Source organism: Acinetobacter sp. YH12106 (assembly GCF_013418995.1).
Classification (GTDB): Bacteria; Pseudomonadota; Gammaproteobacteria; order Pseudomonadales; family Moraxellaceae; genus Acinetobacter; species Acinetobacter pseudolwoffii.
In genome coordinates this window covers 115,477-136,194 of the sequence record NZ_VPAV01000007.1, presented here as the reverse complement: position 1 = coordinate 136,194, position 20,718 = coordinate 115,477, and the positions used below count along the sequence as shown (strand labels likewise).

The following is a 20,718-nucleotide window of genomic DNA, read 5'->3' as shown; positions in this document are numbered from 1 at the left end:
AACAAAAGGTGACCCGCTTAAGGAGTATGTATGTTTCAATTCACTAGTACAGCAACTGTACTATTGATGGTGCTTTTCTATGGCATCACCTTTCTATTGTCGTTACGCATTAAGCAAAAAAATGAAAATGTCGATGGATATATGGTCTCGAATGGCTCCATCGGATTTGGAGTGTCTGCGGCCAGTATGACCGCCACCTGGATCTGGGCCGCTTCATTTTATGCAGCAGCTTCGTCCGGATATAAATACGGTGTTTCCGGTGCCTTACACTATGGTTTGTGGGGTGCACTGATGATTTTATTTATCTACCCATTCGGCAAACGTTTCCGCGACCTGGCACCCAATGCACACACTTTGGCAGAAATCATGCATGCACGGCATGGCAACCAGAGCCAGATGATTCTGGCAGGCTCCAATATTGTCGGAAGCGTGATCAGTCTGATGGTAAACTTTACCGCAGCAGGTGCGCTGGTTGAAATTCTGTCTCCCCTCAGCTTTATCCATGGGGTCTTGATTACCGGAATTGGCGTCCTGTCCTATACTTTATGGTCAGGTTTCCGCTCCTCGGTATTTACCGACTTTGGTCAACTGGTCGCCATGATTGTGGCGGCAGTGATCATTATTCCGACGCTATTTTTCACCCTGGGCGGCCCCTCACTGTTCCAGACCGGCATGCATAATCTGCAACCGGAACAACTGGATTTCTTTTCGAAAACCGCATTTTTAGAACAGGGTGCACCATTTTTTGTGGCGGTACTGGCTTATGCAATTGGTAACCAGACCATCGCCCAACGCCTGTTTGCAGTGCGTAAAGACTTGATCAAACCCAGCTTCATTACTGCAACCATCGGTTATGCCGCGATTGTCGTCGGTTTGGGAATGCTCGGATTATTGGCACTATTTGCCGGGATTCAGCCGATTGATGGCAACCTGAACAACCTGATTCCACAAATGGCAGCAACGTATCTGTCTCCATTTATGGTGGCCTTACTCTTTGTCATGGTGATTGGCGCGCTTTCGTCAACGGCGGATTCGGATTTATCTGCCCTGTCTGCCATCGTAATGACCGATATTTATGGCAAACAGATTGCTAAAAATCGTCCTGATCCGAAGAAAATGCTGTTTATTGGCCGGATGACCATGATTGTAGCCACCATGCTCGGTATTTTAATTGCCACGCTTAAATTCGACATTCTAGCGATGCTGATTTTCGTCGGTGCACTCTGGGGTGCCATCGTATTCCCGGTGATTGCCAGCCTGTACTGGGACAAGGTCAATGCCCGTGCCTTTAACTGGTCTGTCGGTATCGCATTTTTAAGCTTTCTGGTGGTTCGATTTGAATGGCTGCCAATTCAGGGTCTGATCGCACTCAGTTTTGAGCTTATGGCCACCATCGGTATTGGTGTGGTACTGGGTCTGATGAGCTTTGGCTTCTTTGGCAAGAAAGTCGGCCTGGTGGTCGGTATTCTGGCCAGTATCGGCTTCCTTCCATGGACCATCGGCTTCCTGCGTGATTATGGCACGCTATTGAGTTCCCTGACCGCCTACGGCAGCAGCGCCATTGTCTGTACCGTACTGACTTTAATGAATAGCAAAGAACGATTTGATTTTAAACAAATCAATAAGATGGTGATTGAATTTCACCAGATATCTGAGAAAAGTAAATAAGGAGATTTCAGATGAGTAGTCAATTTATGACCCTATATGTACTTTTTTGGCCATTGGTGGCGACGATGATTTTGTTCGTCATTTGCATTGGGGTCTATAAAGACATCCAGGAAGCCAAGATCAGTGGTGAAGATTTGCTTTAGTCCACTTCTATCATGAGATAAAAACAGGTCAATATGACCTGTTTTTTTATAGCGATTGTTCAGCTGAAATTTCCACAGGGTTTTGTTTGTTCCGACAATTCATGTCGCAGCACTCTAGTGCTGTTGCTACTTTTTTGGCATGATGCACTTAGCAAAGAATTGAATAATGATAAATGACTCAAATGCGTTGGTTAGAGCTGCTTTCGACAGTTCGGATTGGTAGTAAAAAGCAAAGTACTGAACTGGCACGTAGCCCGTTCCACAAAGATTATGACCGTATTATTTTTTCACAAAGTTTCCGCCAGCTGAACCGTAAAACTCAGGTTCACCCTTTAACCCAGCACGATGGTATTCATACACGACTCACACATTCACTTGAAGTGTCCTGTATTGGGCGTTCACTCGGGATGCTGGCCGCAGAGAAAATAAAAGATCAGTTACCGCCCTGGATTTCCCCGGCCGATGTCGGTGCCATTATTCAGGCTGCCTGTCTGGCACATGATATTGGTAATCCCCCTTTTGGCCATGCCGGTGAATATGCCATTCGAGAATGGTTCGACGATGCATCGCATACCGATTTTTTAAAAGATCTCAGTCCTGAACAAGAAGCCGATGTACGTCAGTTTGAAGGCAATGCCCAAGGTCTACGCCTGTTGACCAAAATCGATTACCATCCCAATGATGGCGGCATGCGTTTGACTTATGCCACGTTAGGGGCTTATTTAAAATATCCGTGGCTGTCAAAAACCATGGCATCTCAAGTCGATTTACCTGCCAGCAATCGGGCCAAGTTTGGCTGCTATCAGGCCGAGAAAGAGATTTTAAAGCAGATTGCAGAACAACTCGGACTGATTCAGTTAGCTGAATATCATTACTGCCGTCATCCACTGACCTATCTGCTCGAAGCGGCTGATGATATCTGTTATGCCCTGATTGACCTTGAAGATGGTATTAGCCTGAATATGCTCAGTTATGACGAAGTTGAGCCGGTCTTTTTAAATCTGCTCGGTGATTATGGTATTCCTTCTGAAATCGCCATGAGCAATACCACCTGGCAGCAAAAAATTGCCGCCTTGCGTGGTCGGGTCATGAAACGTCTGGTCGATGAAGTGACAACGGCTTTTGCCCGTCATCATGACCAGATTTTATCGGGTCAGTTACAAGGTACTTTATTGCAATATTGTACTGCGGACATTGAAATCGGGATTAATCGCGCCAAAGAACTGGCACGGGATAAAATTTTTGAGCATCCGCAAAAAGCAGGACTGGAAATTATCGCGCATCAATGTTTGCAAAATATTCTGGATGCCTTTATTCCCTTAACAACGCCGCATAAAAACCTGAGTTTTAAAGAACAGCGCTTGATGTCGATTCTGCAACGTTCAGGGGCGAATTTTAGCGCCAGCCATTATGACAATATCATGCAGGTGCTGGATATTGTTTCGAAATTTTCTGATCATCAGGCTTATAACCTGTCGCAGGAATTACAAGGCAATAAAGCCGGATTGTTATAAAATATTCTGCTGTATGGGAGGATGATTGTAATAAAATCATCTATTTTACAGCGGCAGATTTTGCCTTTCCGGAAAATGCTGACTACTATGCAGCAAAACTGAATTTAGTGATGATAAAAGATGATTGGATGTCTGATTGGTGAAGTACTGGCTTTAGAAGCACCCACCGTACTGTTAAATGTAAATGGCGTCGGTTATGAAATTGATACGCCGCTGACGACTTTCTGCCAGCTGCAAAAAGGACAACAAGTCACACTCTGGACCCATCTGGCCGTGCGTGAAGATGCACAGTTGCTGTATGGCTTTATCAATGCTCAGGAAAAAACCATTTTCCGCACCTTACTCAAAGTCAACGGCGTGGGTCCCAAAATGGCCTTGGGTATTCTTTCGACTTTAAGTGTGGAAATGCTGATTCATACCGTTGAAAATGAAGATGTGAATACCTTGGTCAAAGTTCCCGGTGTCGGTAAAAAAACCGCTGAACGTTTAATGATTGAATTACGTGACCGTTTTAAAGCCATGGCTTCAGGTGCTGCGCCAAGCAATTCAACTGCACCACAGATTCAGTTTATGGGCAATTCAGCCGTGGCTGAAGCAGAAGCTGCATTACAGTCTTTGGGTTATAAACCTGCTGAAGCGCAAAAACTGATTAATGCGGTTAAAGCAGATTACACTGAAGCCAGCGACATTATTCGTGCCGCATTAAAATCGATGAATCGTTAATACTGATTTAAATATTCGCTGCAAAATGAAGATGAGAAGGCAGCATGGATGCTGCCGCAGAAATATGGCATAGGATGTGCCATTATTTTTGCAAAGGGTTTTGTTACTTTTGCCCTGTCAAAAGTAAGAGCATGCCTGCACAATGGCATACGAATTGTTAAAGCATTTTGAGGCTATGACTTTATTCACCTCAAATAAACCATAGAGATTAACTCAAAAGATATGCAAGACCGTCTCATCAGTGGTTCTGAAAAACCAGAAGATCATTTTGATCGTGCCATCCGTCCAACCTCACTCGATGACTATATTGGTCAGCCTGTGGTTCGAGAGCAAATGGAAATCTTTATTGGTGCCGCCCGTGGCCGTGAAGAAGCGCTGGATCATACATTGATTTTTGGCCCGCCCGGCCTGGGTAAAACCACGCTGGCGAATATTATTGCCCGCGAAATGGGCGGTAATCTTAAGTCGACTTCAGGTCCGGTGCTAGAACGTGCCGGTGATTTGGCCGCCATGCTGACCAATCTGGAAGAAGGTGATGTCCTGTTCATTGATGAGATCCACCGTCTTTCACCGGTGATTGAGGAAATTCTCTATCCAGCGATGGAAGACTACCAGCTCGACATCATGATTGGCGAAGGGCCTGCTGCACGATCAATCAAACTGGATTTGCCACCCTTTACCCTGGTTGCAGCAACCACACGTGCAGGTCTGCTTACCTCTCCTTTGCGTGACCGTTTCGGCATCGTACAGCGTTTAGAATTTTATTCAGTTGAAGATTTGACCCACATTGTCAAACGTTCAGCCAACCTGATGGATGTACCCATGACCGGTGATGGCGCAAAAGAAATTGCCCGTCGCTCACGGGGTACACCGCGTATTGCCAACCGCTTATTGCGTCGTGTACGTGACTATGCTCAGGTCAAAGGCACTGGTGAAATTAATCAGGATATGGCGCAACGTGCTTTGGACATGCTCAAAGTCGATAAAGATGGTTTAGATACTTTAGACCGCCGTTATCTATCGATGTTATTAGAACGTTTTGATGGTGGCCCTGCTGGTGTTGAAGCGTTGGCTGCTGCCATGGCAGAAGATTCTGGTACGCTGGAAGATGTGATTGAACCATATTTGATTCAGCAAGGTTATGTGATGCGTACTGCACGTGGCCGTATTGCCACCAATATGGCCTATTTACAGTTTGGATTGACACCACCTGAGCCAAAAGAAAAGTGATTCAAAAAGCAGCTTAGGCTGCTTTTTTATTGAATATAGATTTCAAATTTTGAATAAGAGAATCTACTACAATGTTTAGAGCTTTGAAACTATCAGCAATACCTTCTTTATCAATTACCGCGGTAATACACATGATTTGTAGCTGAGTGAGATAACGCTCAAATTCGTCCCATTCAGATACTAATTCATGATCTTCCTCTACTAACATTTTTAAATGAGTACTAGGGCGTGTCCTCATTTGAAAAATTGGTTTTAAATACTTAAAATCCTCCTTTAAGCTCTTTTGATTTCTATATTTTTTCAATGGCACGTACTCTTCTCACCGATGATATCTGGCAGCAAATTCAAGATACTATGCGATTACACGGTTGTTACTGTTCAAAGAATAGTAGAAATATCATGGAAGCGATCTTATGGAAACTGCGTACAGGCGCCACATGGCGTGATATTCCCCAAGAATTTTGTCCTTGGCAAACTGCTTACAATCGCTTTAATCGTTGGGCAAGCAAGGGATTGTGGGATAAATTTTTTTTAGATTACGAGGCGTCTTGGATCAAGAATGGGTATTCATTGACGGAAGTTACATACGCGTGCATCAACATGCAAGTGGAGCTCGGCATGGTTTCGAAAGAGCAATTGGACAATCACGTGGTGGACGAACAACAAAAATACATCTTGCAACCGACGCGAATGGATTACCGATTGATTTTAAAATCACTGGGGGTGACGTCCACGACAGTCAAGTTGCAAAACAACTGATTGATACGGTAGACGAGGCAACTTATCTCATTGCTGATAAGGGGTATGATGCTGAGCACATTAGAATATATGCCAAGAACAAGAATATGATTCCCATTATTCCATTGAGATCAAACAGTAAGAGATCGAATAAGGAGTTTGATAAATATCTATATAAATTAAGACATTTAGTTGAAAATGCTTTTGCGAGATTAAAACATTTCCGTGCTATTGCAACTCGATTTGATAAACTGGCACGCAATTATAAATCTATGATTCGTATAGCCTGTATATTTATTTGGTGCAAAGCCAAATGAGGACACACCCTAATACGAGCTATTAAAGGGAATATATCATCTTCTAAACTCTTTAATTCTGAACGCATATCTTCGTATTCATTATTTTTGAACCAGTCTTTCACATCATTTAGTACTAAAGCTACAGAGCCTAACAATGTAATGTATTTATGCACTAATGGTTTCAATACAGCAAGATCGTCTATTAACTTAAGTTTCCAACCTCTATAATATTCTTCTTGTAATTCAACTCTTTTTAAATTTTCTTGACTTTCTATAAGTTGTTTAGTCATATTTCTATGAGATTCTGCTGCTTCTTTAATATCTTCACTTACTACTTTAAAAGATAGTTCTGTGAGTTGAAAACTCTTACGTCCATACCAATAAGCAAGCCAAGTTGCGAAACTACCTAAAATAAGCGCAATAATGACAGATAAAGTAAATGATGAAATTGCTGTCGTATCTGTCGAATGATTGAGATCAAGCTCCATCTTTCTATTTGGATTCTCTACAACACTTGCCGTTTGATCAAAAGGCTGCTGTGGCACTGTCCATGGCAATTGAAATCATCACTGCATTATTATTCTGCTCTGCCACAATTTCCCCATTTCATTTCAATAAATTTTTATTATTGATATTCTAAAAATTTTCAAACCATTACAAAAGAAAAAGCCAACTGACATGTCTAAATCAGTTGGCAAAAGCACAAAACAAAAAACTAAATAAAAAAATTACTTCTCTTTTTTCTTAAACTCCTAAAAGTCCGCTTTACGAATCATCGCGTGAATACCTTTGGTTTTATCTACCACTTGCGATACTTTAAAATCCGTTGCAGCACTTAAATATGCATAAGCAATTTCTTCTGAAATTCCGTATTCATTGACCAAAAAACGGATTGCTTCGCGTGTCGATTTACGCATGGCTTCGTCTAAGTCTTCATCTAAACCTAGAGTAATCCACAACTCATCATTTTCGCCCAAAGGTTGCGTTAATGATTGTCGCGGAATCTTGTCCTGATCTATTTTTGATATTTGTTTTTATTTTGTCTTATTGATAATTTTGATACCTTTAGCATATAGAAAATAAATAAGGGTACATAATTTTACAATGTAAAAGTATTCATAAAGCTCTTTTAGAACAAGGTCTAACAAGCAATATACCTTAAAGGTATTATCATAATACTTAGAGAGTTTTGGTCAAATTTAAATCAATATGCAATCCTAGAGAATCACTTTAACCATTTAAAATTCTTAAGGTTCTCCCCAAGTATGAATATGTATAAGCAGATTTCCCTTTGTCTTCCTCTTCTTTTCTGTAGCCAACTCAGTCTGGCCGACTGGATTGATGATTCTGTACAAACGGCTGAAGCGCACACCATAAAATTACGCCAGCATATTCATCAATATCCTGAGCTGGGGAATATGGAATTTAAAACCTCGGAACTGGTTCAAAAAGAATTAAAATCCTATGGGATTGAAGTACGAAAAGGTTATGCCAAAACGGGTGTGATCGGTGTACTAAAAGGTGGTAAACCCGGCCCGGTCATGGCATTGCGTGCAGATATGGATGCATTACCAATTAAGGAAACTGCACCGGTATCATTCGCCAGCAAACAAAAAGCCATTTATCAGGGCAAAGAATCTTATGTGATGCATGCCTGTGGTCATGATGCGCATACCGCCATGTTACTGGGTGCAGCCAAAGTTCTGGCCGCTAACAAAGATAAAATTGCAGGAACGGTGGTATTTGTGTTCCAGCCAGCCGAAGAAGGTGGTGCAGATATTGATAACTTTACCCAAGGCGATCAGATTGGTTCGCGTAAAATGATTGCGGACGGCGCCCTGAAAAATCCAAAACCTGAAGTCATTTTCGGTATGCATGTCATGGCCGGTATGCCAAGTGGCAATATCTTCTACAAAGATGGTGCCATTTTAAACAGTGCCGATCATTTACGCATCCAGGTCAATGGAAGTCAGGTTCATGGTTCGATGCCTTGGGCAGGAAAAGATCCAATTTATGCCTCTGCCCAGATGGTCACCAATCTGCAAAGTTTGATCAGCCGTAAAGCGGATCTGACCAAAGGAATGGGCGTGGTCAGTATTGGTAGCATTCAGGGTGGTACCACCGGTAACGTGATTCCAGATCAGGTCAATATGGTCGGGACTATTCGCTCCAATAGTGAAGACGTTCGTCAAGGCATTTTAAAAGACTTACCGAAGATGCTAGAACACAATGCAGCAGCCAACGATGTCAAGGTGAAAGTCGAAATTGCGCCTTATGCCCCGGTCACCACCAATGACAAAACTTTGACCAAGCTGATGCAACCGACCCTGGCCAAAGTCCATGGTGAAGATAAATTGCATGTCTTGGATAATAATGCCAGTGCGAGTGAAGACTTTGCTTACTATGGCCAGCTCATGCCATCCCTGTTTGCCTTTGTCGGTGCCACGCCGGCCGATCAAGATCCGGCTAAAGCCGCGCCAAACCATAATCCGAACTTTATTGTCGATGATGCGACCTTAAAAACCGGTGTCGAAAGTCATGTGCGCTTTATTCTAGATTATCCAAAAGTGGCTGAACAGGTTCAGGCCAACTGGAAACAGAACAATAAAGGTTAATTGCCTGCTATAAAAATGCGCGAGTTGATGAGCTCGCGCATTTCATCATCTTCTGCTGTTTTATAAATGAGCTATCAGGTGCTCTGCGCTTCCTCTTGACTATTTCTAGCCAGATTTGACATCTTGTGCCATTGGTCTCAAAACTCAAAATGCTAAACTTTGTCCCGCTAAATTGCTTGACTTTGGACAGGAATCCGGCAAATTCAAGGATTTTCCTCTCTCCAAAAAACAAGCAAAAATTTCGAACATCTGCATGGAACAAAACTATGGCGAATCATTTTGAATTCAATATCCGCGTATATATTGAAGATACTGATCTAGGTGGTATTGTCTACCATGCTAACCACATTCGCTATATGGAACGTACCCGTACCGAATGGTTGCGTGCTGCCGGAGTCAGTCATTACTGGCAACAGGCAGAATATAATTTTGTGGTACACAAAATTAATGTCAAATATATGCGCCCCATCTTGATGGATGATTTAATTACTGTTACTGCACGTGTGATTTCATGTAAAGCTTCATCATTTGTATTGCAACAAAATATTTATCGTGGTGAAATCATGCTTGCATCGGGTGAGGTTGAGTTGGCATGTATCAGTGCAGAGATGCGACCACGTCGACTCCCGGATGAAATACGCGAACTAATTCAAAAAGAATTGGAACAAGACTAAAAAATTTATTGGCACACGTAACAACTATGGCGACTCAGTTAGAATCATCTCTTCAAGTTTCAGATCTTATTTTACAAGCAAGCCCTGTCGTACAACTGGTGATGCTTTCTCTTCTGTTAGCCTCAATATATAGCTGGTATCTGATTGCCAGACTCTATATGAGTTATAAAAAAGCCCAGGCCGATGATGAACATTTCCAGAAAATCTTCTGGTCTGGCGCTGAACTGAATACCCTGTATAACAATGCCCAGCTCAACTCTAAACGCACTGGCCTTGAAGATATTTTCTATCAGGGTCTGGGTGAGTTCCTGAAACTGAAAAAACGCCATGCACCGACTGCCCAGTCCATTGAAGGAACAGAGCGTATTCTGCGTGTCGGCCTGAGCCGTGATCAAGGTCATCTGGAGCAAGGACTCGGTGCTTTGGCCAGTATTGGTTCGGTTGCACCTTATGTTGGTCTGTTCGGTACCGTCTGGGGCATCATGAACGCTTTTATTGGCCTGGCAGATGTCGATCAGGTGACACTGGCGACGGTTGCACCTGGTATTGCTGAAGCCCTGATTGCAACTGCCATTGGCCTGTTCGCAGCTATTCCAGCGGTGTTGGCCTTTAACCATTTCACGGCCAAAGGTGAAACCGTTTACTCTGATCGTGCCCTGTTTGCCGAAGAAATGGTGGCACTGCTACAACGTCAGTCCGTGGGCATAACTCAGGACAAAGACTAATGGCGATTCAAGGTTCAGGACGCTTTCAGCGTATTAAAAAGCCACTGAAAAGTGACATGAATGTCGTACCTTATATTGATGTGATGCTGGTGCTTCTGGTGATCTTTATGGTCACCGCACCCATGATCACCAGTGGCATAAAGGTCGACCTACCTCAGGCCAATGGGCTACCGATTGAATCTAAAGATGCACCGACCATTGTCACCCTGAAAGAAGATGGTTCCTATTATTTAGAACATAAAAATCAGGCCACTGGCCCAGTTACGCTGGATGAATTGACTGCTGCCCTTGTTGAAGCGCAAACACAGGCACAAAATGACAATAAAGTGCTGAATGTCGTGATCAATGGCCACAATACCCGTCCTTATGGCGATGTCATGGCCTTAATGTCCAGCCTGCAGGATGCCGGTTTATCTCAGGTCGGTTTACTGACCCAGCCATTAGAATAATGTATGAAAGATTATAAAAAACCACCATTTCAGAAAAAAGCCATCGCGATTGGATTCACCTTAGGAATCCATGCCGTGGCTTTGGTGGGTTTACTTTATCTTGGCATGAGTAAACCACCTGAACCGCCGAAGCAGATTAAAACGGTCCTGATCAAACCTGAGGACCTCAAACCGGTCACCCGAGAAGAAACGCCGTTTGAGGAAACTGCACATGAAAATGTCGCAGAAGAAATTACTCAAACAGCTGAACCTAGTCCTGAGCCTGCGCCAGTCATTCCGACAGCGGCGCCTGCCACACCTGCTGCTCCGCCTGCACCGAAAGTGGATACACAAAAAGCCCAGCAGGAACTCAAAGAGGTAGCGCAAGCCAAGGCTGTACAACAAGCTGCTGAAGCAGCGAAACGTGCCGAAGCTGCCGAACAGGCGAAACAGGCAGCAGCCAGAGCAAAAGCGGAGGCAGCACAAAAATCCAAGGCAGATGCCGAAGCTGCTCGTAAGGCTGAAATCGATGCACAGCGTAAAGCGGACGCTGCACAGAAAGCCAAATTAGATGCTCAGAAAAAAGCGGATTTGGCCGCCAAACAAAAAGCCGATGCCGCTGCGAAAGCCAAGGCAGATGCTGCTGCAAAGGCGAAAGCTGAGGCGGCAGCTAAAGCAAAAACTGACGCGGATGCAAAACGTAAGGCAGATGCGGAGGCGAAACGTAAAGCTGAGGCGGATGCAAAAGCCAAAGCTGAGGCGACAGCTAAAGCAAAAGCTGAGGCGGATGCAAAACGTAAGGCGGATGCCGATGCAAAAGCCAAAAACGATGCTGCTGCAAAGGCCAAAGCTGAGGCGACAGCTAAAGCAAAAGCTGAGGCGGATGCAAAACGTAAGGCGGATGCCGATGCAAAAGCCAAAAACGATGCTGCTGCAAAGGCCAAAGCAGACGCGGATGCAAAACGTAAGGCAGATGCCGATGCAAAAGCCAAAGCAGAGGCAGATGCCAAGGCTTCAGCAGCCAAACAGGCCGCTGAAGAAGCTGCTCAGAAAAAAGCGGAATCAAAACGGATTGCGTCTACTGCAAAACGTGATTTCGAAAATAAAATTAAACGTGCTTGGGATACCCCAGTGGGATCGTCAGGTCAGCGCGCTACTGCTCGTGTGACCTTGAATGACAATGGCGGTGTGGTTTCTGTCATCGTGAACTCAAGTGATGCAGACATGAAAGCCAGTGTCGAAGCTGCGGTGCGGGCTGCTGCGCCTTATCCGATGCCTTCAGATCCAGATGCACGCCGAGAAGCACGAAGTTTTACATCAACCTTTACCGCACAATAAAAACCAAGCCATCACACATTATTGAGGTGATGGCTTTGATTTTTTCAGCTAAACTTCACTTTAATATGATTAAATAATATTCATTTTTCACAGTGTCATAACAGTTTGGTCATAAAATCCTGGTTTTATTCTATTAAATCCATGCGATGATGTAGCCCAAGCTACCTATACAATAAATCCGTTGATTTGAGTAAATAACGAATGATGGAAAAGACTCGCAAACACCTACTCTGCCTCGCAATCATTGGCGCTTTAAGTTCTGTCTTGGCAACTCAGTCCTATGCCCAGTTGCATCTGGAAATTACCAAGGCACCTGAGGCAGCACCTAAAATCGCCATTGTGCCATTCAGTCAGGATCAGAGCATCTATCCTATTGTTGAAAATGACTTGAATCGTTCAGGCAGATTTACCAGTGCTTCAAAAAACCTGCCTGCGACTGCCACATTAAATAACCCGAATGCAGAAGCTTGGGCATCCGCTGGCGTTCCCTATGTCGTGACCGGTTCATCAAAAACCACAGCGGATGGTTCTTTTGAAATCCAGTATCAGTTATACGATATCGAAAAAAAACAATATCTATTAAATGAATTACTAACTGTTCCAGCCTCACGGACCCGTCAGGCAGCGCATATGATCAGTGATGCCATCTATCAGGCATTAACTGGCATTCCAGGTGATTTTACTGGACGTATTGCTTATGTACTGCGTAATCCAGCAACACCAGAACAACGTTATACCTTGCAAATTGCCGATACCGATGGCGAACAGCCAAAAACAATTTTGACTTCGCGTGATCCGATTCTTTCTCCAGCCTGGACACCGGATGCCAAAAAAATTGCTTATGTCTCGTTTGAAACCAAACGTCCGGCAATTTATGTACAGGATCTGGCCACAGGACAACGCGAAAAACTGGCCAGTTTCCGTGGCTTAAATGGCGCACCAAGTTTCTCTCCAGATGGCAAGAGCATGCTGTTTACTGCATCCATGCATGGCAATCCGGAAATCTATCAGATGAATCTGGAAACACGTCAATTACAACGTATGACCAATGACAGTGCGATCGATACCGAAGCACGTTATGCTCCAGATGGAAAATCCTTTATCTTTACTTCTGATCGTGGTGGATCTCCACAGATTTATCGCCATGATCTCGCTTCAAGTAGCAATAAACGTCTGACCTTCCGTGGTGCATTTAATGCACGTGGTACGCTGAGCGCAGATGGCAAGAAACTTGCATTGGTTCATCGTCCAAGCGGCAGTAACTATCGGGTTGCCGTTCAAGACATGAACTCTGGTGTAAATAATATTCTGACGCCAACAACTCTAGACGAATCACCAAGTTTCTCGCCAAATGGCCAGATGGTGGTGTATGCCACACGTGAAGGCGCGCGCGGACTTCTGTCGATCATGTCACTAGATGGTCGTTTCCGTATGAACTTGCCAAGTGAAACGGGCGAAGTCCGTGAACCGGCTTGGGCACCAAAATAACATTGGTATCTGTATAAACCTTTTACCTCATAATCAAACTTCATGGAGATGAAGATGAACAAAGTAAAATTATTTGCCTTACCACTTTTAGCAGCAGCTGTCGTCATGACAGGTTGTGCGAGTCGTAAGCCTGCCGCTGAAGTTCAAACCGGCGGTTTAGATACAACCAGCTCAACCACAGTGGATACGCAAGGTCTGAGTGAAGATGCTGCATTAAATGCACAAAACATGGCGGGTGCATCGGCAAAGGGTGTCACTGCGGAAAACAAGGCTTTCTTGGCAAAACGTGTCGTACATTTTGACTATGACAGTACTGAACTCAGCAATGAAGATCTTCGTACCCTACAAGCACATGCACAGTTCCTGATGGCCAATGCCAACTCACGTGTCGCACTCACCGGTCACACCGATGAACGTGGTACCCGTGAATACAACATGGCGCTTGGTGAGCGTCGTGCCAAAGCTGTTGAAAGCTTCCTGGTGACTACTGGTGTAAATGCTGCTCAATTAGAAGCCGTCAGCTATGGTAAGGAAATGCCAATCAATCCAGGTCATGATGAAAATGCCTGGAAAGAAAACCGCCGTGTTGAAATTAATTATGAAGCGGTACCACCATTGTTGAAATAATTTTCAATGCTGGCGTATCAAATAAAAAGCACTCATGATTGAGTGCTTTTTATTGGGTTGAATGAACAAATCTGTTTATTCTACGGTCTGGCCTGGTTCAACTGCTTGCATCGATTCAATCAGGTCGTGTTTATTGAATTGTTTGTACTCTGGTTTTGCTTCATAATCCCGCCAGGCTTCTTTCATCTTGTCTTCAGAGATATCATCTAAAGTAATGCCTTCACTTGGCGTTGGAGTCGCATCAAACTTTAATGTTGTCATATCTGTGCTCCTATTCTCAATTTTCCCTTGCATTCAACATAGCACTTTCCACAGGAGTTGCAAGGGCAAAATCGATACAAATAATCCAGTTTGATTTTTCTTTTAGTACGTTCTCATCTAAAATATAGCCGCATATCGTTTTGATCATTTTTTCCCGATTTAAGTCTTGGAGTTTTCCCTTATGTCATACCGCACCCTATCCCAGTTTTTACAGCAACAAAGCGGGAATCTCACACCTGAACTTGCACAAGTTATTGAAACGATTGCAAACACTTGCAAGGACATCGATCTGTTGCTGCAAAAAGGTGCTTTAGCGGGTGTATTGGGAAGTGCACAGCATGAAAATGTTCAAGGCGAAGAGCAAAAGAAACTGGATGTCATTTCCAATGATTATCTGATTGATGCTTTACAGCAACACCCGAATGTCGGTGGTTTGGCCTCAGAAGAACTGGATGAATTCACCCCTGCACAAGAAAATGGTCAATTTCTGGTCTTGTTCGATCCACTCGATGGTTCAAGTAATATCGACATCAATATGTGTGTCGGTACCATTTTCTCGATTCTTCCTGCGAAAAATGCCGTGACTCAGGCCGAAGACTTTATGCAAGCCGGTGTCGATCAAGTGGCTGCAGGTTATGTACTGTATGGTCCATCGACCATGATGGCATTGACTGTCGGTGCAGGCGTAGTGTTCTTTACCTTTGACCCGGAAACTCAAGAATTCCTGCTAACTTCTGAAGCGATTCAAGTCGCTGCAGATACCAAAGAATATGCGATCAATGCCTCGAATCAACGCCACTGGGAAGCACCAGTACAACGTTATATCGATGAATTATTGGCAGGCAAAACCGGTCCTCGTGAAAAAGATTTCAATATGCGCTGGGTTGCCTGTATGGTGGGCGATATTCACCGTATTCTTTGTCGTAGCGGTATCTTCATGTATCCATACGACTTTAAAGATCCGGCTAAAGCTGGTCGTCTGCGTTTAATGTATGAAGCCAACCCAATGAGTATGCTCATGGAGCAGGCTGGCGGCGCATCCACCACAGGCCGTGTCCGTATTCTGGAGATCGAACCAACTGATCTACATCAACGTGTGCCAGTGATTATCGGTTCTAAAAACGAAGTTGATCTTGTGACCAGCTATCATAACTAATTTTTTATAGCGGTAGCCGATATTGAATCGGCTACCGTGGATTATATCTCCCATGCCAACTTTTTTTCTTGATTCAAAAGACAATCCAAAAATTAAACACTTACGTGGTTTGATTGAACAAAACACCTATCGTAAAAAACAGGGGCAAACTGTGCTGGAAGGCACACATCTGTCTCTCGCCTGGCTGCATGAAAACCGTAAAATTGATTCGATTTTTACCACTGAACATGCACTTTCGCATCCTGATTTCGAGAAAATTCTCGCAAAATACACAGGGATGGTCTTTGTTTTAAGCGAATCTTTATACAAAGATTTAAGCACCTTAGGAACGTCTTTAGCCTGTTTAGCTGTGGTCACTTTACCGACAGCAAATTATGCACTGGATTTTAAAGCCGACACTTTAATTCTGGAAAATGTACAGGATCCGGGTAATGTTGGTACCCTGCTTCGCTCTGCAGCAGCAGCCGGTATTGAACAGATTGTCTGCACCAAAGGTTCTGCATCACTTTGGTCACCACGAGTATTACGTGCCGGTATGGGCGCACACTTCACGCTGCAAACTTTTGAAAATATTGCACTTGAACAAATTCTTGAGCAATTTCAAATTCCTGTATACGTCACCAGCTCACATCGTGCCGAAAGTCTGTACTCAAAAGATTTAGGTAAACCTTGCGTATGGATCTTGGGCAATGAAGGTCAAGGCGTTTCTGATTATGCAATGCAACACGCAGAAGCTGTCAGTATTCCGCAGCCGGGTGGTCAGGAATCCTTAAATGTTGCAATTGCAGGATCGATCTGTTTCTTTGAAATGGTACGTCAACGTATCTAATTAGGGATTTAGGTTACAGTGTTTTAATTCGGCCCTGTCCGTTTATAAAATAGATTACACTACAAAAATAATAAACTTAATTGTCAACCAAACCATAATTCCCAACGTTATATGATTATGAACTTGGGAATCATGGTGGGTGTCCAATGACAGGATTTTCCATCTCTATGGATTTAGCACCAAAACAGTTGCAATCACACGATGTAAGTATTCTGAAGAGTACGGCTGAAGCACGTCTGAAGAATTTTATGCAAGATGTGACTGGACGCGCCTTGGTGATGATGGAAAGTGCAACTCAAGGTCATCATGGTATTGCCATGGATCTGGTTCAGGAAGCTTTCATTTCCTTACATAAATCCTATGCGGAAAAAAGTACTGAAGAATGGTATCCCCTATTTTATACAATTCTGAACAACAAATTACAGGATTGGCGTCGTAAAGAAGCACGGCGTGGTCAGATGTTTTCATTTTTTAAGAAAGTCAGTCTGGATGATGACGAAATTGAACTTGAGGATATCGTGGACGAAGCTACACCGACGCCTTTGGACTTTCTGGATCAGGCAGTGACAGCTGAAGAAATCCAGGAAGCTATTGCCAAACTACCTGTACGTCAGCAGCAGGCATTTATGCTGAGAGCTTGGGAAGGATTTGATACGCATACCACCGCACAAATTATGGACTGCTCAGAAGGCAGTGTAAAAACTCATTATCACCGTGCTATTCAAGGCTTACGTACCTCTTTGGCACATTTAAATCCATATCTGGGAGGGTCATCCGAATGAATCAAGATGATTTCTTAAAACAAGTAACTTCCAAACTCGATGGACTGGCACAACAACATAAACACAAACCTGTTGTCATGCACCATGTTCTTGAAGAAATTCAGGATTCTAAACATTCACGTTTTGCATTTTTAAAAATGTCAGGTTTTGCCTTGGCAGCAGCAATTGCAGGTGTTGTAGTATTACCCAATATTTCTAGCCACAATGAGCCGCAAACCCAAATGGTGTCAGTACCGAAACTGTCCCCACAAATGCTTGAAGATTTAGAAATGCTAATGGTTCTAGGTGAGGACAAAGTTCCACATGGCAGCTAAAAGATTGGCAATTGCTTTTTGTGCATTCAGTTTTCTGCAAACCAGTTTTGCAGGATTTGAACGTTTTTGGATCTTTTCTAAAGATGCAAATACTCAGGTTTCCGATACCTGGGATAGTCTTTCTGATTCCGAACAGTTGGCACTTATTAAACGCTATCAGTCCCTCAAGGAAATTCCAGAACAGCAGAGCGTCAGCTTACAGCAGCGTATGGACTGGTTTACCCAGCTTCCTGAGGTTGAAAAACAAAGAATGCGTGAGACTTGGCAAATGATGAGCAGTCAGGAACGTCGAGAACTTGGCTTACGCATGCAAAATGCCAAACCTGAAGAACGACTTGCCATTCGGGAAGAGTACATCCTCAAATACCAGCAAACGACTCAACCACCCTCTAGCTCGCATTAAGCGACCCATATAAAAAGCCTCCAAATAGATAATGCCAGTCAGTTAAACAATTGACTGGCATTTTCTTTTTTAAATTCATGATCATATTTGCCAGGTGGAAAAGTCATCCGCAACTGTTGGATGCATGAGGTGTATTGCTCCGCAAGATGCCTTCCTTGTGAAACTCCGCTTCTCATTTGAGCAAAACCAAAGTCACAAATGATATGACAAATATTTGATTTAAAACCTTAAGACTCCATCGTGAACCACTAAAAAGTTAAAGCGTCTATTTCTAAACTCCTTAACTGATCAGCATTCTTCCAAATGGAGGCTTTTGAATTTTCCAATTAGGTTTTATTTTCTTAGACGGCGATAAGCGACCAGCCCAAATAATCCGAATAGTCCCCAAATTCCGAATGAGCCACCACCACTTGATGACGTATTGGCATTTTTTACCGTATTTCGTAGCAGGATCGTTGCTGTTTCAGACATTTTTTCATCTGCATCAAAAATCGTATACTGCATGCTGTAATCTGCCTGACTTAAGTTATTTCTCACACTAAATGTCAGCTTTCCACCATAGCAGGTCTCGCGCTGATAAGTATCAGGACAAGGGCCTTGTCGCTCTGCATTAAGAGAAACTCCGGCAGGAATCTTCACAATACGAATTGGAATCTCTTTTCCATCTTTATCCTGATAAAAAGCCGACTTTCCTGAAGGTAGAGGCCCATCACCATCATCACTATCATTTTCAAGTGGATTCACAGTCACTGTCAGATTATTCTCTGGGCTAATCCAATATTCATCACTCTTGGCAATCGGTGCAATATTGTTAAAAGCTGCTTTTAAAATTCCAGCACTGCTGATCCCCGTGGCCTTATCTTTGAGAGTATAGCTGAGAGTATAGCTACAGAATTCCATATCTGTTGCCTTGGTCATTTTCCCATCGGTACGATACATCATGATCCGGTTGAGATCAGGCTTCCATTCACACTTAAGATTGGGGTCATTCGGATCACCCTTCACACTGGTCGAACTACCGGTACCAATTAACTCACCTACTCCTAAAGACTTAACACTAATATCATAATTTTGTGCATTCAAGACTTTGGTTTGAACCGTATTGCCCATCAAGGTTTCCTGAGGCATGGCCAGCACAAAGGGATTGACATAAATTGCACGGTATTGCTGATATTGCTTGGTATATTTAAGTAAATCTTCGTATTCTTTTAACTCTTCCTTTAAACCAGGTATTTCCTCTGCTGGCGTATTCTTATTTGTAATAATACTTTTTATGTCAGTTATATTGTCCTGATAAAAATTATTCAAATCGACCAAGCTGCTATTTTTCAGATCTGTGATATCTGCTGCGGTCAGACGTCGGATTTCGATTGAACCGATTTCACAGCTATTTTTTGCATCTGGATTTAAGGTAAGAGTAGATCCCACCACCCGATCAATGCCACGTTGATCCTGTTCAGCACAGCCACTTACCCCCACATCTACCAAATCTGTAGCTGTTCCATTATCACGTGGGTAATACATGCCTAGAAAACGGTTATCAATTGCAGGCTCAATATAGGCTGTTAATAAGTTGTTTATCGTGCTGTCAGAAACGTCAAGATTGTTTGAAGTTTCATCCGCATCTAACTCTGGCAATACACAACGTGATAGTCCAGTGGTTTGTATGGCATTTTTAACAGTAGTAAATACGACGCTTTGCTCCTTAGTCGGATTCCCCTGATTTAAGGCATATTCACAAGATAAGCCCTGATTAAATGCTAAAACATTAAAATAGAAATATTTAGAACCTGTTTTGTCATAAAATAAAGTAGATTGAGCTGCATTCTCAACAATAGTATTACTTAAGGCAGTTAAACTGGAAAAGGCACTGAGAGGGCGATTAGCTTGATTGGTCATACGCAAAATATGTCCTGTCTGACTCGCAGTATTTTTGGCAATGGTAGAATTATTCAACTCTACGGTTGCATAACCACAAAAATCAAGAATGCTGGCCGTATTTTCTGACCCATTTTTAACAATACTACTAGAAATAACTTTTACATTGGTTTGAGTCGTCCCTAAATTCCCCTGGCAATCCATAGCCAGCACACTACCATATGAACTTGCCTTATTTCGGTGAAGCAGCGAATCCTGGATGATCACACTCCTTTCGGTATTCATCGCCACCGTATAAATAGCCCCCCCTTCTGCCTCTGCCCGGGAATTTACGATTTCACTGCTATTAATGCTTAAGGGGCCCGCCACATAAAAGGTACCGCCATTGCCCTTATCCTGTGTATTTTTTGCCGCATAACCATCTTTTAAGATGAGATGATAGACTTCCAGACTGGATTGACTGGCCATACTGTTAAAGAGACGGGTTTTTCCCTGACCTGAAATCGTGGTTTTTAAAGCATCACGGGTTGGGTATAAATTCGTAATCGGACTACGACTGGTATAACTAAAGGGCGTTTTTCCATAAATTTTGAGCGCGGACTCAATGACAAGTTCGCTGTCTAATTTGTATTCACCCGCTTCAAGCTGAATCACGTCTGGGGCTGAACCATCCAGCCGAAGCGTACGGCCGACGTTACATCCACCATAGGATTTATCTAGTTTTGCAGTTTTAATCGCTTCTCGCAAAGAGCAGGCATTACTGTTCTCTCCGTCTTCATCCACCAAAGTGGTGACATAGATGGTTTTATCTTCGGCTGCCATCAAACTCATGGCAGATAAAATCATGGCCGCAAGCAGTCCTTTTTTATAATTTTTCATGATTTT

22 protein-coding genes and 1 pseudogene are annotated in these 20,718 nt (G+C 43.3%); 18 read left to right on the top strand and 5 right to left on the bottom strand.

Annotated elements, in window-relative coordinates; all coding sequences use genetic code 11:
* The first annotated feature begins 30 nt into the window (after positions 1–30).
* The 5 genes from FTU45_RS08175 (at position 31) to ruvB (ending at position 5,278) form a co-directional block, all read left to right on the top strand.
* Positions 31–1,668 carry a sodium:proline symporter gene (locus FTU45_RS08175; protein WP_180076239.1) on the top strand — a complete coding sequence of 546 codons (1,638 nt, stop codon included), beginning with the start codon at positions 31–33 and terminating at the stop codon, positions 1,666–1,668.
* Positions 1,669–1,679: 11 nt separating this feature from the next.
* On the top strand, positions 1,680–1,811 hold the full coding sequence (locus FTU45_RS15340; protein ID WP_218949426.1) for a putative transporter small subunit: 132 nt from the start codon (positions 1,680–1,682) through the stop codon (positions 1,809–1,811).
* 173 nt (positions 1,812–1,984) lie between these two features.
* Entirely contained in the window at positions 1,985–3,325 is a 1,341-nt protein-coding gene (locus tag FTU45_RS08170) for a deoxyguanosinetriphosphate triphosphohydrolase (protein WP_005097598.1), read from the top strand.
* A gap of 120 nt (positions 3,326–3,445) precedes the next feature.
* Entirely contained in the window at positions 3,446–4,048 is a 603-nt protein-coding gene (gene ruvA / locus FTU45_RS08165; protein WP_005097599.1) for a Holliday junction branch migration protein RuvA, read from the top strand.
* 222 nt (positions 4,049–4,270) lie between these two features.
* Positions 4,271–5,278: a Holliday junction branch migration DNA helicase RuvB gene (ruvB, locus tag FTU45_RS08160; RefSeq protein ID WP_005097600.1), complete on the top strand. Its 1,008-nt coding sequence runs from the start codon at positions 4,271–4,273 to the stop codon at positions 5,276–5,278.
* 13 nt (positions 5,279–5,291) lie between these two features.
* Here ruvB and FTU45_RS08155 read toward each other — a convergent pair whose 3' ends face one another.
* Positions 5,292–5,588 carry a hypothetical protein gene (locus FTU45_RS08155; protein WP_257223975.1) on the bottom strand — a complete coding sequence of 99 codons (297 nt, stop codon included), beginning with the start codon at positions 5,586–5,588 and terminating at the stop codon, positions 5,292–5,294.
* Between FTU45_RS08155 and FTU45_RS08150 the strand changes: the two genes are divergently transcribed.
* A protein-coding gene (locus FTU45_RS08150) for an IS5 family transposase (RefSeq protein WP_370981754.1) occupies positions 5,582–6,333 on the top strand; the annotation gives its coding sequence in 2 pieces (ribosomal slippage) (positions 5,582–5,816 and positions 5,816–6,333; 753 coding nt in all). The genes FTU45_RS08155 and FTU45_RS08150 overlap by 7 nt on opposite strands.
* On the opposite strand, the gene FTU45_RS08145 is transcribed toward FTU45_RS08150, so the two are convergent.
* On the bottom strand, positions 6,279–6,872 hold the full coding sequence (locus FTU45_RS08145) for a hypothetical protein (protein WP_180076238.1): 594 nt from the start codon (positions 6,870–6,872) through the stop codon (positions 6,279–6,281). The genes FTU45_RS08150 and FTU45_RS08145 overlap by 55 nt on opposite strands.
* A 195-nt stretch (positions 6,873–7,067) precedes the next feature.
* Positions 7,068–7,337 (bottom strand): annotated as a pseudogene (locus FTU45_RS08140) (acetamidase); the annotation flags it as partial.
* Positions 7,338–7,586: 249 nt separating this feature from the next.
* Between FTU45_RS08140 and FTU45_RS08135 the strand changes: the two are divergent.
* The 7 genes from FTU45_RS08135 to pal all read left to right on the top strand — a co-directional run bounded on the left by FTU45_RS08135 (position 7,587) and on the right by pal (position 14,210).
* Entirely contained in the window at positions 7,587–8,930 is a 1,344-nt protein-coding gene (locus FTU45_RS08135) for an amidohydrolase (protein WP_180076242.1), read from the top strand.
* Between the two features lie 266 nt (positions 8,931–9,196).
* A complete protein-coding gene (ybgC, locus tag FTU45_RS08130) occupies positions 9,197–9,604 on the top strand; it encodes a tol-pal system-associated acyl-CoA thioesterase (protein WP_004731733.1) in 408 nt (135 codons plus the stop codon).
* 26 nt (positions 9,605–9,630) lie between these two features.
* Positions 9,631–10,329 (top strand): protein TolQ, encoded by a 699-nt coding sequence (tolQ, locus tag FTU45_RS08125; protein ID WP_004279111.1) that lies wholly within the window; start codon positions 9,631–9,633, stop codon positions 10,327–10,329.
* Entirely contained in the window at positions 10,329–10,778 is a 450-nt protein-coding gene (gene tolR, locus FTU45_RS08120) for a protein TolR (RefSeq protein ID WP_005170046.1), read from the top strand. Before tolQ ends, tolR begins: the two co-directional genes overlap by 1 nt.
* Before the next feature lie 3 nt (positions 10,779–10,781).
* Entirely contained in the window at positions 10,782–12,095 is a 1,314-nt protein-coding gene (gene tolA, locus FTU45_RS08115) for a cell envelope integrity protein TolA (protein WP_180076237.1), read from the top strand.
* A 204-nt stretch (positions 12,096–12,299) separates the two neighbouring features.
* On the top strand, positions 12,300–13,583 hold the full coding sequence (tolB, locus tag FTU45_RS08110; protein WP_171502630.1) for a Tol-Pal system beta propeller repeat protein TolB: 1,284 nt from the start codon (positions 12,300–12,302) through the stop codon (positions 13,581–13,583).
* A gap of 54 nt (positions 13,584–13,637) precedes the next feature.
* Positions 13,638–14,210: a peptidoglycan-associated lipoprotein Pal gene (pal, locus tag FTU45_RS08105; protein ID WP_005097609.1), complete on the top strand. Its 573-nt coding sequence runs from the start codon at positions 13,638–13,640 to the stop codon at positions 14,208–14,210.
* 75 nt (positions 14,211–14,285) lie between these two features.
* Here the strand turns inward: pal and FTU45_RS08100 are convergent, their stop codons facing one another.
* Positions 14,286–14,471: an NF038105 family protein gene (locus FTU45_RS08100; protein WP_005097610.1), complete on the bottom strand. Its 186-nt coding sequence runs from the start codon at positions 14,469–14,471 to the stop codon at positions 14,286–14,288.
* 181 nt (positions 14,472–14,652) lie between these two features.
* Here FTU45_RS08100 and FTU45_RS08095 point away from each other — a divergent pair, with 181 nt between their 5' ends.
* The 5 genes from FTU45_RS08095 to FTU45_RS08075 all read left to right on the top strand — a co-directional run bounded on the left by FTU45_RS08095 (position 14,653) and on the right by FTU45_RS08075 (position 17,955).
* Positions 14,653–15,627, top strand: coding sequence for a class 1 fructose-bisphosphatase (locus FTU45_RS08095; protein ID WP_180076236.1), 975 nt, complete (start codon positions 14,653–14,655; stop codon positions 15,625–15,627).
* Positions 15,628–15,679: 52 nt separating this feature from the next.
* Entirely contained in the window at positions 15,680–16,456 is a 777-nt protein-coding gene (locus FTU45_RS08090; protein WP_005097613.1) for an RNA methyltransferase, read from the top strand.
* A gap of 167 nt (positions 16,457–16,623) precedes the next feature.
* Entirely contained in the window at positions 16,624–17,238 is a 615-nt protein-coding gene (locus FTU45_RS08085; protein ID WP_005097615.1) for an RNA polymerase sigma factor, read from the top strand.
* Complete coding sequence (locus FTU45_RS08080) at positions 17,235–17,552, top strand: hypothetical protein (RefSeq protein ID WP_005097616.1); 318 nt, start codon at positions 17,235–17,237, stop codon at positions 17,550–17,552. Before FTU45_RS08085 ends, FTU45_RS08080 begins: the two co-directional genes overlap by 4 nt.
* Positions 17,542–17,955: a DUF3106 domain-containing protein gene (locus FTU45_RS08075; RefSeq protein WP_005097618.1), complete on the top strand. Its 414-nt coding sequence runs from the start codon at positions 17,542–17,544 to the stop codon at positions 17,953–17,955. Before FTU45_RS08080 ends, FTU45_RS08075 begins: the two co-directional genes overlap by 11 nt.
* Before the next feature lie 333 nt (positions 17,956–18,288).
* On the opposite strand, the gene FTU45_RS08070 is transcribed toward FTU45_RS08075, so the two are convergent.
* The gene (locus tag FTU45_RS08070; protein ID WP_180076235.1) at positions 18,289–20,712 is read right to left on the bottom strand and encodes a CSLREA domain-containing protein; all 2,424 of its coding nucleotides are present in this window, start codon (positions 20,710–20,712) and stop codon (positions 18,289–18,291) included.
* Positions 20,713–20,718: the final 6 nt, after the last annotated feature.

What these genes read in the sequence shown, in the direction of transcription:
- FTU45_RS08175 (WP_180076239.1), top strand. Translation starts at nt 31, where the DNA reads ATGTTTCAATTCACTAGTACAGCAACTGTACTATTGATGGTGCTTTTC.
- FTU45_RS15340 (WP_218949426.1), top strand. Translation starts at nt 1,680, where the DNA reads ATGAGTAGTCAATTTATGACCCTATATGTACTTTTTTGGCCATTGGTG.
- FTU45_RS08170 (WP_005097598.1), top strand. Translation starts at nt 1,985, where the DNA reads ATGACTCAAATGCGTTGGTTAGAGCTGCTTTCGACAGTTCGGATTGGT.
- ruvA (WP_005097599.1), top strand. Translation starts at nt 3,446, where the DNA reads ATGATTGGATGTCTGATTGGTGAAGTACTGGCTTTAGAAGCACCCACC.
- ruvB (WP_005097600.1), top strand. Translation starts at nt 4,271, where the DNA reads ATGCAAGACCGTCTCATCAGTGGTTCTGAAAAACCAGAAGATCATTTT.
- FTU45_RS08135 (WP_180076242.1), top strand. Translation starts at nt 7,587, where the DNA reads ATGTATAAGCAGATTTCCCTTTGTCTTCCTCTTCTTTTCTGTAGCCAA.
- ybgC (WP_004731733.1), top strand. Translation starts at nt 9,197, where the DNA reads ATGGCGAATCATTTTGAATTCAATATCCGCGTATATATTGAAGATACT.
- tolQ (WP_004279111.1), top strand. Translation starts at nt 9,631, where the DNA reads ATGGCGACTCAGTTAGAATCATCTCTTCAAGTTTCAGATCTTATTTTA.
- tolR (WP_005170046.1), top strand. Translation starts at nt 10,329, where the DNA reads ATGGCGATTCAAGGTTCAGGACGCTTTCAGCGTATTAAAAAGCCACTG.
- tolA (WP_180076237.1), top strand. Translation starts at nt 10,782, where the DNA reads ATGAAAGATTATAAAAAACCACCATTTCAGAAAAAAGCCATCGCGATT.
- tolB (WP_171502630.1), top strand. Translation starts at nt 12,300, where the DNA reads ATGGAAAAGACTCGCAAACACCTACTCTGCCTCGCAATCATTGGCGCT.
- pal (WP_005097609.1), top strand. Translation starts at nt 13,638, where the DNA reads ATGAACAAAGTAAAATTATTTGCCTTACCACTTTTAGCAGCAGCTGTC.
- FTU45_RS08100 (WP_005097610.1), bottom strand. Translation starts at nt 14,471, where the DNA reads ATGACAACATTAAAGTTTGATGCGACTCCAACGCCAAGTGAAGGCATT.
- FTU45_RS08095 (WP_180076236.1), top strand. Translation starts at nt 14,653, where the DNA reads ATGTCATACCGCACCCTATCCCAGTTTTTACAGCAACAAAGCGGGAAT.
- FTU45_RS08090 (WP_005097613.1), top strand. Translation starts at nt 15,680, where the DNA reads ATGCCAACTTTTTTTCTTGATTCAAAAGACAATCCAAAAATTAAACAC.
- FTU45_RS08085 (WP_005097615.1), top strand. Translation starts at nt 16,624, where the DNA reads ATGGATTTAGCACCAAAACAGTTGCAATCACACGATGTAAGTATTCTG.
- FTU45_RS08080 (WP_005097616.1), top strand. Translation starts at nt 17,235, where the DNA reads ATGAATCAAGATGATTTCTTAAAACAAGTAACTTCCAAACTCGATGGA.
- FTU45_RS08075 (WP_005097618.1), top strand. Translation starts at nt 17,542, where the DNA reads ATGGCAGCTAAAAGATTGGCAATTGCTTTTTGTGCATTCAGTTTTCTG.
- FTU45_RS08070 (WP_180076235.1), bottom strand. Translation starts at nt 20,712, where the DNA reads ATGAAAAATTATAAAAAAGGACTGCTTGCGGCCATGATTTTATCTGCC.